Here is a 12,221-nt window from a genome sequence, read left to right on the forward strand (position 1 = left end):
CGAATCGATGAAGCGTCAGACGGCGTGCGCCGGGAGGATGTCGCACAGGGCATCGGCCAAGATTTCGATACCGTCGGGGCTCAACACCGACTCGGGATGGAACTGCATCGACCGAAATCCGGGTCCGCGCGTCGCGTAGACCTCGCCGGTGTCGTGGTCACGACTCACCGCGACTCTTCCGCCCGCAACGGGGCTGGTGAACTCGCCGACCGCGCTGACCGCGGCGAAAGTGTTGTAGAACCCGACCCGTCGGCGCCGGCCGAACAGATTCACCACGTACTGGCGTCCCTGATTCGGCAAGGTTCGACGCACGATCGGGAGACCGAGGATCCCGCACAGGACCTGATGGCCGAGGCAAACAGCGATGAGTGGTTTGCCGGCGCGCAGGGCGTCGGTTCCGATCGCACGTAGCGCCGCGATCTTCGGATGCCCTATTTCGCGCGGGTCACCGGGGCCGGGGCCGAGCAGCATCAGGTCGAATTCGCGGTGGTCGGTCGGCTCGTCGAATCGCCGAGTCGTAACCTCCAACCCGAGCGCGGCCAACTGGATGCGAAGCATGGCTGTGAACGAATCCTCGGCGTCGATGACCAGAAGCCGTCGACCATCGAGCGGCGCCGGCTCCGAACGTCCACGCTGCCGAAGCCAGAACTGCGCCAATGCGGCATTGCGTCCCATGAGCAACCGGTGAACGTCCGGATGGCTCGCGAACGTAATTCGCTCGCCAACCGGCGGTGTGGGAGTGGCCGCGGTTACGCCCCTTATCGCCGCCAAGAGACCCGCCGCTTTGGCGCGAGTTTCGGCCGCTTCGGTGGCGGGGTCGGAGTGCCGGACCAACGTCGCACCGACCCCGATGCGCACTGTGCCGTTCTGATCGACATCGGCGGTGCGGATCATGATGGCCGAGTCCATGGTGGGTCGCCCGCTGGCATCGTGGCCGATGAGCGCCAGCGCGCCGCTGTAATAACCGCGCCCCGTCCGTTCATGACGCGCCAGCACCCGGCACGCGTTCTCCAACGGGCTGCCGACGACGGTCGGCGCGAACAGCGTTTCCCGGAGTATGTCCGAGACGCCCCGTGCCGAGGTGCCGTCGATCAGGTATTCGGTATGCGCCACCCGCGCCATCGACTTGAGAAACGGACCGCGTACCCGCCCGCCCCGGATACACATATGCGCCATCATTTTAAGCTCTTCGTCCACCACCATGAAAAGCTCTTCGGTCTCCTTCTGATCGGACAGAAAGCGCAATGTATCCGAGAGCGTCGGGCCGGATGGCGGATAACGATATGTCCCACTGATGGGATTCATCATGACCGTACCCGCACACAAGTTGACGTGACATTCCGGGGTGGCTCCGATAAATGTGCGATCACCGAGATGGACCAGAAATGTCCAATAGACCCCGTGCTCGGCGAGCAGCAAACGCCGATAAATACTGAGCGCAGCGCGGACCGAGAATCCGGGAATTGTTGCGATAAAGGTTCGTTTGATCACGAAATTCGCCCCTTCACCGCCCCCGATCTCCGTTTCGAGCACCCGCCGAACGATCTGTGCGTACTCCTGGTCGTCGATATCGAAATCCGCGTTGAGCAGTGCGATCGGATCATCGGGCAGATCTTCGAGCAGTCGCTTCATGTCGATGGTGTGTTGTGCGTCGATGGTGAGGATCCGGATCGGTTCGCCATCGTCGACGCAGTCGAAACCGCGCTCGGCGATCTGCCTGTACGGAATCACTGCGAGCAGTTCGTGTCCGGCGCGGACAGCGGTGCCGCGCGTCGGCAGATCGGCCAGTGCCGCGACCGTCGTCACCTCCCCCAGCAGCGCTTCGACCGTGTCGGCGCCGGTCGCGCCCGGCCGGTGCAACAACGCAAAGGCCGGGGCGGCCAGCACCGATTCCAGCGCCGAGCCGGACCGGCCCGAATCGCGAATTACGGTATTCATTCCAGTCCTTTCCGCAATGGACGCTCCCCCTATATTGCCGAGGAGCGTGCGAGCACGGAACTACTCGATCGTGCAGTTTTTGCGTACTGCGGGCACCGCACCGATCAGTGCACAACTACTCATTCGAGTGATGCGGCCCCGACCGCGCGTTATCTAATTTTGGAGATGCACGGTCGCTCGATGCCAGATCTTCGAGCATAGACCGATTCGAACACATTTCGATCTATCGAGATGAGGACTTCGTGAGCAAGGCAATAGCGACAACTGAACTGACCGACGAGGAAATTCTCGAGTTCCATCGGGGCGGCAAACTCGTCGTCGCGAACTCCGCCCCACTGCTGGACCCGCGCGCCCTGTCCATTTCATATACTCCGGGCGTCGCCCGGGTCAGCCAGGCGATTGCCAGACAGCCCGAATCGGCCGCCGAATACACGTGGGCCTCGCGGTTGGTCGCGGTTGTCACCGACGGCACGGCCGTCCTAGGCCTCGGCGATGTCGGCGCCCTGGCCGCGCTTCCGGTGATGGAGGGCAAAGCCGGGCTGTTCCGAAGTTTCGCGGACCTGAACGCGATACCGCTCGTACTGGACACGACCGACAACGCGGAGATCGTGCGAATTCTCGAACGGCTCCGTCCCTCGTTCGGTGCGGTCAGTCTCGAGGATGTCGCCGCGCCGCGCTGTTTCGAACTGGAGCAGCGGCTTATCAGGGCGCTGGACTGCCCGGTCATGCACGACGACCAACACGGCACGGCCATCGTCACACTGGCCGGACTTCACGGGGCCGCCAGCGTTCTGGGGACGGCGTTGAATCGACTGCGCGTCGTGATCCTGGGTGCGGGCGCCGCCGGTATCGCGTGTGGACGGCTGCTGTTGGCCGCCGGCATCAGCGACATCACCCTTGTCGATTCGCGCGGCATCATCTATCCCGGGCGTGCGCAATTGACCACGGACAAAGCCGAATTGGCGCGGCGGACGAACCCGCGCGGCCTGCGCGGCGGGATCGCCGAAGCGCTGCGCAATGCGAATGTCTTGATCGGCGTCTCCTCCTCTCGGGTACCGGAGGAATTGGTCGCAACGATGTCGCCGGATGCGGTGATCTTCGCGCTGTCCAATCCGGAACCGGAAATCGAGCCGGAGCTCGCCGTTCGATACGCCGCGGTCGTTGGGACGGGTCGCAGTGATTATCCGAATCAGATCAACAACGTGCTGGCATCGCCCGGCATCTTTCGTGGTGCGCTCGACGCGGGCGCTAAACGCATCACCGATGCGATGAAGCTGGCCGCGACCGACGCCATCGTGGCCATCGCCGCTGAGGATCTGGCGGCGCACCGGGTGGTGCCGAGTGCCCTGGATCCGCGTGTCACCCCGGCCGTCGCGGCAGCCGTCGCCGCCGCGGCCGGAACGAACTGAAAAGGACTATCACTTGAGAAGCGAAACGGCGCTTAATCGTTCATTGTGGATCGACACGCGTCCCCTGGATGCCGATCGCGCCCGGTTGGCAGCTCTGCCAGCTCGGCAGCAACCGGATTGGGGAGATCCTTGGCTGATCTCGAAGGTCCGAACCACCCTGTCCCGAATGCCCGCTCTGACCGAATGGGGCGAAATCAGAGACTTAAGCCGGTCGCTGGCCGAGGCCGCCGCTGGACGAGCGCAGATCATCCAGGCGGGTGACTGCGCGGAGGATCCCGCCGAATGCACGCCGGAGTTCCTTACCCGGAAGTTCTCATTGCTCGAGACCTTGGGCGCGGCCATGCACGACGACACAGGTCGCCCGGTGATCCACGTCGGCCGGATCGCGGGCCAATTCGCCAAGCCCCGATCACGGCCCACCGAGCGGCATGGCGACCGCGAAATCCCTTCGTATCGTGGGCCGATGGTGAACGATCCGAGACCCGATCGGCGCTACCGGCAGCCGGACCCGATGCGATTGCTCACCTGTTTTCAGGCGGCGAGTTCCGCGATGGCATATCTGCGGTACCACGAGGATCGCCATCGCCGACCACGGATCTGGACCAGCCACGAGGTCTTGGTGCTCGACTACGAATTGTCGGCACTGCGCCGTTCCTACGACGGCCGACTGTTTCTGGCCTCGACACACTGGCCATGGATAGGTGACCGAACTCGCCAGCTTTCTGGTGCACACGTCGAACTGTTGGCTTCGGTCGCCAATCCCGTCGCCTGCAAAGTCGGGCCGACCATGACCGAGGCCGAGTTGCTCGCGCTGTGTCGGCGCCTCGATCCGGCCCGGACGCCGGGACGACTGACGTTGATCTCGCGCCTCGGCGCGGATTTGGTGGCCGATCGCCTCCCGCATCTGGTCGCCGCCGTCCGGTCCAGCGGCCATCCGGTGCTCTGGTTGTGCGATCCGATGCACGGCAACACGATCGCGGCGCCGGACGGTCATAAAACACGGATGCTCGGCGCCATAATCCGCGAGGTCACCGACTTTCGAACCGCGGTGCGTTCCGGCGGCGGTGTCGCGGCCGGGCTGCATCTGGAGGCCACCAGCGAGCAAGTCGACGAGTGCGTGACGGACCTCGCGCTGCTGGACGGGGTCGAACGCCGCTACACGAGCCTGTGCGATCCCCGGCTCAATCCCGAACAAGCCGGAACCGTTATCGAAGCCTGGACGCGAGATTCCTTGGTATCTCACGAAAGGAATGTCTGATGCCGATCTCCCCCATCGCTGCGTACCCCATGCCGGAGGAGTCCGATCTCCCGGCGAATATCGCTAACTGGCACCTACAGCCCGACCGCGCCGCCCTGTTGATCCACGACATGCAGCGATACTTCCTCGCCCCGTTCACGCTCGCGGAATCCCCAGGGGCCGAACTGATCCGCAACATCGCCGCGCTGCGCCGACGCTGTGTCGAACTCGGTGTGCCGGTCTCGTACACGGCGCAACCAGGCGGTATGACCGAGGCCGAGCGCGGATTGCTGCACGATTTCTGGGGCCGGGCATGACCGTTCGCCCGGAAGATCGGGAGATCGTCGAGCCATTGGTTCCGACCTCGGACGACCGGGTGTTCACCAAATGGCGATACAGCGCCTTCCACCGCAGCGATCTGCTGAAATATCTGCGGGACCACGACCGCGACCAGTTGATAGTGTGCGGCGTGTACGCACACGTCGGCTGCTTGATGACCGCCTGCGATGCCTTCACCAACGACATCCAGGCGTTCCTGGTGGCCGACGCGGTCGCGGACTTCTCCATCGACTATCACCGCCTGGCGCTGAACTACGCGGCCGAACGATGTGCGACAACACCAACGACCGCTGCGGCGTTGGCCGACCTTGCCGGGCAGCGCCGCAGCGACGAATCCGAGGCAGTGCGCGTCTAGGCGCCGTTGCGGTACCAGTGGTGGACAAGTTCGACCCGCGAGGATATCCCGAGCTTGCGGAAAACAGCACGGAGATGGTAGTTCACGGTGTGCGGCGACAGGTAAACCTTTTGGGCCACTTGCCGATTGGTCAGCCCCTGTCCGACCAATTCGGCGATCGTGCGTTCGGTATCGCTCAGCGTCCCCCAAGCCGATTCGACATCATCGGAATCGCTTGCGGGAGCGAGACTCTCGCTCGACGAATCATCGCCTCGGCCAGTGGTCGACGAAAACCCTTCGGCCGCAGCGCGGTTGCGGAACACTCCGGCGGCAGCATCGAGTTCGACCAGATCCTGTTCGGCACACGCGCGAGCCCACGGATCCACATGACGGACCGTGGCGGTGACCAGCCGGTCGCGATTCATGTCGAGAAGTCCGCGTGCGTGCGCGGCCCCTGGAGCGAGATACGGAAACCCTGGATTGTCCTGTACCAGCCGTTCTGTCGCAGCGACAATCCTGGCGGCGAGATCGCGATCGCCGATGTCCAAGGCCAATCGCGCGAGCCAGGCCCCGGCCCCCGGTTCCTGGACGAAGAGCCAGCGATTCGACTCCAGACCCCGGCAACGCTCGGTGAGAAATGCCGCCGCGGCCTGCGATCCTGAACGAGCATGTGTGGCAAGTAGTTCCACCCAGTCGTATTGCGGGGAGCGGAACAGCGTTCGCCCGCTGGCCAGTTCGGCACGGTAGCGGTGCACATACGCGAACGCGTCGTCGAGGTTTCCCGATCGCAGCGCGACCAACGCCAGCGTCGAGAAGGTAAGCGGGACAAGTAATGGCGTTCCCAACTCGGTTGCCGTATCGAGCGCGGCCAGCGCCGCATCGCGCGCTTCGGCCAGCGAACCTGCCTGTAGTAGCAGCCGCGCGCGCACCGTCGACAACGCGGAGAGGTGCGCGGCGAGCTTGAGCCGGGCAATACCGACGGCGGCGTCGTCGATCAGCGCCTGTGCCTCATCGAATCGGCGCAGTTCGCCCAGCTTGGTCGCCAATGCCAACTTCGGCCATACAAAAGGTGAATCGGCCCCGACTTCGCGCGCGGCCTCGTGGCCCCACCAAAGCCCCTCGCGAAGCCGGCCGCCTGACCACTCGGTGCTGGACAGCACGGTGGCGGCGATGATGGCGTCGGGGTCGTGCCCGACCAGGCCCCGCCGGTCCAGGATGGCATGAGCACGGGTGCGAGCCCTCGATTCGTCAAGCACAAATAGACCGAACATCAAGGCGGCGCCGGCCGCCGCAGCCTCCTGGGCCGATGGTGGCGGCGAGGCCGCCAGTACGCGTTCGGCCTCGATCACCCCCTCCGACGCGTTGCCCGCCATAACGAGCACATCACTGAGCAGGCAGCGCAATTCGATCGAAAGGTCTTCCGGCAGTTGACGGTCCAGTGCCCAACGCGCCACACGGATAGCGGTCTCCGGGCGGCCGGCCACGACCAGGCTGCGGACCGCCTCGACGGCATGACGATTGCGATCGAGTTCGGTCGACGGCGTCGTGCCCACCACCATCGGATCCGCCCCGAGGTGCTCCGTCCCTCGCTCGGTGCGCATGCGCCGTACGTCACGCTCCATGGATCGGCGCACGGAGACCGTAACCGATCCCCGAATCACCTGCCACACAAGATTGTTCGGAAAGGTGAGTCGATCACCGTCGGATATGAGCAGCCCGGCCCCCAATGCCTCGTCCAGCACGGGCACCATGCTCGCGGTCGACTCGTCGAGTAGATCGAGTACCTCGGGTAGTACGAATGACGAACCGAACACTGCGCCGATCCGTAGCAACTGCTGGCATTTGTCCGAATGTTCGCCCATCCACGATTGGATAGTCGAGACAACACGGTCTGGCACGGATTCGTCGAGCAAAGCCACGCGACCATCGACAATGGCGATATGTTCCTGCTCCGCGAGGCCCGTTGCGAGATCGATGATCAGACGAGGATTACCGCCCGCCATATCGAATAAGGACAGCACCTCCGGCTGTGGCGTCGCGTCGAAAACGTCCTCCAGCATCCGAACTACTGCTTCGTCACCCAGCGTGTCCAAAGAAAGCCGCACGACCTTGCCATAATCACGCATACGGAGGCTGGTCTCCGCATCGGGCTGATAGCTCGTGCATGCCTCGACGATCGCCGACCAAGGTGCGACATCCATGCCTGCCGGCCCCGCGGAACTCCTCGGCCGGATCAGGACCGCCGACGCAGCCGAATCTTCGAATTCGGCGATCAACCCAGCCGCCTTTCCCAGCATGACGGCCTCACTCAGCAAGCGACTCTTGCCGATACCACGCGGCCCCTCGACGATGAGCAACTGACGGGCGCCGCTGGCGGTTGCGGCGAGAAATTGCCGGACCTCGTCGAGTTCAGCCATTCGACCATGTAGTCGCATGCGATCAGCAAGCGCCGCGCCACCGTCGACAGACTCGAGGAGGCGCCGGTCCCTGCCGATCATGTCGCGCTCTCGATCGCAGACGAAGCACCGCGCCGCATAATTGCCATTATGCGTACGGAAAATTCTCTACTAAACTTGAACGGGCGATACCAAACGTGCCAGGTGAAATAATCTCGATCGACATCGAATACTAGACTAAATCTACGAATAATAGGCATATATCCCACCCCATTCCAACTGCCCACCACCCCCATGATACCGTACGGACGAAAGTCCATCACGTGCAGCCCTGGCCCACAATTGCATGAGCCGGACTGCATAAAAATAGATCCCGTAGCAGAATTATCCAGCCAACCGGTATCAAACAATTGATGCGCTTTTCCACCGAGTAGTGTTATATCCGACCAGGGTGACGTCACTGGGTATGCATATTGCTTCTCAACACACGCTATCCGGCTACTTTCGCAGCGCGGCACACAGCGCCGAGACGCCCTCGGCGTCGGTTTCGAAGCGGTCGAATCCGTCCGGCACGCCGACACCGGCGAATGACACCTCGCCATCGGCGCCGCGCACCGGGGCGCGCACGGCGGCGTGTACATCGGAAACCCCTGTGGCGGCGACGACTTGGGTGACATTCGCGGCCCTGATGCCACCGCACGCCATGATCGAGATGCGCCCCGCCGCCTGCGTGACCAACTCCGCGATCAGTGGCGCGCCGTCCATCGCCCGTGGCCGTGCGCCGGAGGTGAGCACTCTGGTGAAGCCCAATTCGATCGCCTGGTCCAGGACCTGCCGCGGTGACGCGCTGGCATCGATCGCGCGATGCAGGGTGATCTGCCGGTCCCCCGCCGCGTCGATCAGCGCCGCGCAGGCGGCGCGATCCAGCAGGCCGTCCGGTCCGAGCGCGCCGACGACGACACCGTGCGCACCCGCCAGCACCGCGGCGCGCACATCGCGCACCATCACCGCGAGCTCGTCCGCCGTGTACCGGAAATCGCCCGGCCGCGGCCGGATAAGCGGATGCACCGCAACGCTTTCCGCGCGCTGTACGGCGAGCTCCAACAACCCCTGGCTCGGCGTCAGCCCGCCTTCGGCCAGCGCCCCGCACAGTTCGACGCGGTCCGCGCCGCAGCGCGCCGCGATCTCGACACCGGCGATCGATTCGACAACGATTTCTATCCGCATCGGGCTCATTTCGACCGTGTAGCCTGCTCTCTCCTCGACCTCCGGCGCACCCGCCGACAGACTGTCGGCGTGGGTCGCACCCTGTTGCGTTGGCTCGCCATCGGTTTGGCAGTGCTGCCATTGCTCATAGTCTCGTGCGACGCCGGTCTGGTCGCAACAAGATCGCGTCCGGTCGCTTGGGCGCCCAAGGCGACCCATCCCGTACACAGCTGACGGCCTGGATCGGCGTGGCCGCCGAATTCGCCCACCCGATACCCCGCTGACCGTCCACACGCCGCGCCCGCACAGCAAGTTCACAGAAGTCCGCTCATCGGACCGGAGTCTTCCGCGCGCACAATTCCCAGCTCACCATGGGGCGGTCGATCGACGCGGGGGCGGAAATCCTTTCATGGCCCACGCAGCGCCAACGCGGCCGTCGTTCGATCCATTCCGCTGGGGGTTGAACATGGCTGAACTGTTCCGATTCATCCAACAGGCTTTCGTGGTGTCCGGCGATACCGCTTCGATCGACCTGACATCGCAATCGGCATTCCAGAACGGATTGCGCGATCTGATCCATTCCGGCGCGCCCTATACCGCGGTGCGCACCAAGGCCGAGCAGTACCTCGACACCGTCATCAACGGGCCGTCCTCCTCGCCTGGCGTCACATCCGCCGCGCTGGCCGATCCCGGGCTGGCCCGCCGCGCGAAATACGTCGACCTGCGCGCGAAACTGCTCGCGCTGCCATGCCCGCCGCAGCCGACACCGGCTCAGGTGGACGCCGCGATCAAGGGTGTCTTCGGCCAGAGCGCCGCCGATCTCGTTGCCTCGCAACAGTTCCCGACCGAACGCGACGTCTCCGGCGATGTGCTCGTCGCGGTGAAGCTCACCACGCGCTTCGATCTGATCGACGCGCCGTCGATCACCACCATGCGCCAGGTGATCGCGTTCGTCGCCGATTTCGCCGCGGGTCACGTGACCCCGCTGACGATCGACCACATCCGCGCGCTGCTGGACCGTCCGGTGCGAATTCCCAAGGTATTCCTGCCGACGCCGACTCCGGCCGCCGCCCAGGCCGCGCCCGCCGCGCGCGACGAGTCGGCAGCGCGCCGCGATCTGCTGCTCGCCGAACAGGATTCGCTGCGCGGCGCCTACGACACCCTGCTGACCGTGCGCCCCGACCGGCTCGCGATCAGCGTCCCGGCCGCGCAACGCGCCGAAGCGGCGGCGCCGAACGACCAAGCGCCGACCGCCAATCGAACCGCGGCGGCCGCACCGTCCGTGCTCACCGTCGCGCCCGAAATCGTCGCATCGATGGATGAGGTTGTCCGCGAACGGCTTCGGACCGAACTCGGCGACACCGCGACTGCCTCGTTCGCCGACATCCTCGCCGTGATCAAGGGCCGCTGGCTCGCGGTGTCGCGCGAGGTGGAGCCGAACAAAGTTCCAACACCACTGCGCACCTACCGACTCGGCGCGAATGTATTCGCGGTGCAAGAATCACTCGCCGCGGACGCCGCCCCACCGCCACCGGATTTCAGCCACGCCATCACCCGCCCGGTCGGCGTCGGTGATCTGCAGGTGGTCCGCCAGGAGCTGATCGGCTATGTGGCCGCGGACATTTCGCATATCGAGAACGTGTTGCCCGGCGAGCTGCTGAAGAAGACGACCAAGCGCGAGGAGACCTCCGAGCTGATCGTCACCCAGGAGACCGAGACCACCCAGACCGACGAGCGCGACACCCAGACCACCGACCGCAACGAGCTTGTCTCCGAGACGCAGAAGGAGGCGAGTCAGCAGAGCACCGCCACCTCGGACCAGACCTCCACCACCAGCTACGGCAGGCTGGTCGAGAACAGCAAGACCGACTATGCCCGCAGCGTCACCGACCGCGCCGTCAAGTCGCTCACCCAGCAGGTGAAACAGCAACGCGTGCAACGGGAGAAGAAGGTCTACACCGAAGAGGCCGAGCATCAGCTGGACAACTCCAAGGGCTTGCGCCCGATTCGCGGCATCTACCAGTGGGTGGACAAGAAGTACAAGACCCGCGTGCTCAACTACGGCAAGCGACTGCTGTACGACGTGGTGCTGCCCGAACCCGCGTCCTTCCTCATCGAATCGCTGAAAACCGCTGCGCAGCCGGAGAATTACCAGCTGGTCCGGCCGGTCGAACCGACGGTGCAGCCCGGCGATCTCAACGCGTCGAACTACATGATCTGGGCCGCGCAGTACGGCGTCACCGGATCGGTCACCCCGCCGCCGGACGAGATCACCACCGTGGTCGCACATGCCGAAAGCGGGGATGTCGCGCGCAAGCTCCAGGCGTATGGCGGGTCGTTCGACGCGGAGCAGTTCGGCCAGTTCACCATTCGAGTGCCGAACGACTACAGCGCGATCAGCGGCTATCTCCAGCGCACCAATCCGAACGAGGTCATCGACAACACGCAGACCGAGAACCGGATCTTCGAATTCTTCATCGGCGAGAACACTTTCATCCGGCAGAACGAAAACGACCAGCTGAACAAGTCTTTCGCGATGAACGGGGAAACCGGCGATATCCCGGTGACCTTCAACACCTTCCGGAAGATGTTGCAGTACAACTTCGCGATCGGCATCACCTGCCGCATCGATCGGCCGAAAATCGAAGAGTGGCAGCTGAAGACGCACGCTCAGATCGTCCAGGGCTATCAGCGCCAGCGCGCCGACTACCTCGATCAGCTCTCCCGCTTCCAGGCCGCGGTGCGCGCCCAGATGGCGTTGGCGCAGGGTCTGGCGCACGATGCCACCGCCGAACGCGACGAGCTGAAGAAGGCGTTCATCCAACTGCTGATGAGCGAACACTTCGGCCAGGTGTACTTCCCGACGCCGGATCCCGGTGCGTTCCCGCCGGATCCGCGGTACGTCAAGACCTGGGGCGCCGTCGTCGCGTTCTTCGAGCGCGCCTTCGAGTGGGAACACCTGATGTACCTGTACTACCCGTACTTCTGGGGCCGTCGCGCCCGCTGGGGTGAGCTGGTGCTGATCCAGGACGTCGACCCGCAGTTCGAATCCTTCCTGAAGGCGGGCGCGGCCCGGGTGGTGATCCCGGTGCGGCCCGGCTTCGAGGCGGCGCTCGCGCACTTCCACGAAACCGGCGATGTGTGGATGGGCGAGGAGATCCCGGATATGTTCAGCGATCAGTACGTTTCGATCATCGCTGAGATCAAGGCCCGCAATTTCGCCGAGGACGCGGAGGTCTGCGTCGATCAGTGGGAGGTGCGGCTGCCGACCACCCTGGTCATGCTCAAGGACGACGCGGATCTGCCCGAGTGGACGCCGACGCCGTGCCGGCCGGGCGCCGACACCGAGTCGCGGTGATTCG

The 12,221-nt window shown here is 64.5% G+C and carries 6 protein-coding genes and 1 pseudogene; 4 read left to right on the plus strand and 3 right to left on the minus strand.

Translation table 11 applies throughout. The features are described 5' to 3' along the window. Positions 1-15: 15 nt before the first annotated feature. Positions 16-1,938 (minus strand): anthranilate synthase family protein, encoded by a 1,923-nt coding sequence (locus F5544_RS33695; protein ID WP_167476919.1) that lies wholly within the window; start codon positions 1,936-1,938, stop codon positions 16-18. 242 nt (positions 1,939-2,180) lie between these two features. Between F5544_RS33695 and F5544_RS33700 the strand changes: the two genes are divergently transcribed. The 3 genes and pseudogenes from F5544_RS33700 (at position 2,181) to F5544_RS47360 (ending at position 5,278) form a co-directional block, all read left to right on the plus strand. Beyond that, positions 2,181-3,347, plus strand: a complete 1,167-nt coding sequence (locus tag F5544_RS33700; RefSeq protein WP_167476920.1) for an NAD(P)-dependent malic enzyme — start codon at positions 2,181-2,183, stop codon at positions 3,345-3,347. A 49-nt stretch (positions 3,348-3,396) separates the two neighbouring features. Continuing rightward, complete coding sequence (locus F5544_RS33705; protein ID WP_342760435.1) at positions 3,397-4,605, plus strand: 3-deoxy-7-phosphoheptulonate synthase; 1,209 nt, start codon at positions 3,397-3,399, stop codon at positions 4,603-4,605. After that, positions 4,605-5,278: pseudogene (locus F5544_RS47360) on the plus strand (isochorismatase family protein). The gene F5544_RS33705 and the pseudogene F5544_RS47360 overlap by 1 nt, the downstream one beginning before the upstream one ends. On the opposite strand, the gene F5544_RS33715 reads toward F5544_RS47360, so the two are convergent. Further along, complete coding sequence (locus F5544_RS33715; protein WP_167476921.1) at positions 5,275-7,674, minus strand: helix-turn-helix transcriptional regulator; 2,400 nt, start codon at positions 7,672-7,674, stop codon at positions 5,275-5,277. The pseudogene F5544_RS47360 and the gene F5544_RS33715 sit on opposite strands and share 4 nt — an antisense overlap. A gap of 477 nt (positions 7,675-8,151) precedes the next feature. Next, positions 8,152-8,880 carry a copper homeostasis protein CutC gene (locus tag F5544_RS33720; RefSeq protein WP_167476922.1) on the minus strand — a complete coding sequence of 243 codons (729 nt, stop codon included), beginning with the start codon at positions 8,878-8,880 and terminating at the stop codon, positions 8,152-8,154. 445 nt (positions 8,881-9,325) lie between these two features. Between F5544_RS33720 and F5544_RS33725 the strand changes: the two genes are divergently transcribed. Beyond that, a complete protein-coding gene (locus tag F5544_RS33725) occupies positions 9,326-12,217 on the plus strand; it encodes a hypothetical protein (RefSeq protein WP_167476923.1) in 2,892 nt (963 codons plus the stop codon). The last annotated feature ends 4 nt before the right edge of the window (positions 12,218-12,221 follow it).

The organism is Nocardia arthritidis (genome assembly GCF_011801145.1).
GTDB lineage: Bacteria > Actinomycetota > Actinomycetes > Mycobacteriales > Mycobacteriaceae > Nocardia > Nocardia arthritidis_A.

What these genes read in the sequence shown, in the direction of transcription:
- F5544_RS33695 (WP_167476919.1), bottom strand. Translation starts at nt 1,938, where the DNA reads ATGAATACCGTAATTCGCGATTCGGGCCGGTCCGGCTCGGCGCTGGAA.
- F5544_RS33715 (WP_167476921.1), bottom strand. Translation starts at nt 7,674, where the DNA reads ATGGCTGAACTCGACGAGGTCCGGCAATTTCTCGCCGCAACCGCCAGC.
- F5544_RS33720 (WP_167476922.1), bottom strand. Translation starts at nt 8,880, where the DNA reads ATGCGGATAGAAATCGTTGTCGAATCGATCGCCGGTGTCGAGATCGCG.
- F5544_RS33725 (WP_167476923.1), top strand. Translation starts at nt 9,326, where the DNA reads ATGGCTGAACTGTTCCGATTCATCCAACAGGCTTTCGTGGTGTCCGGC.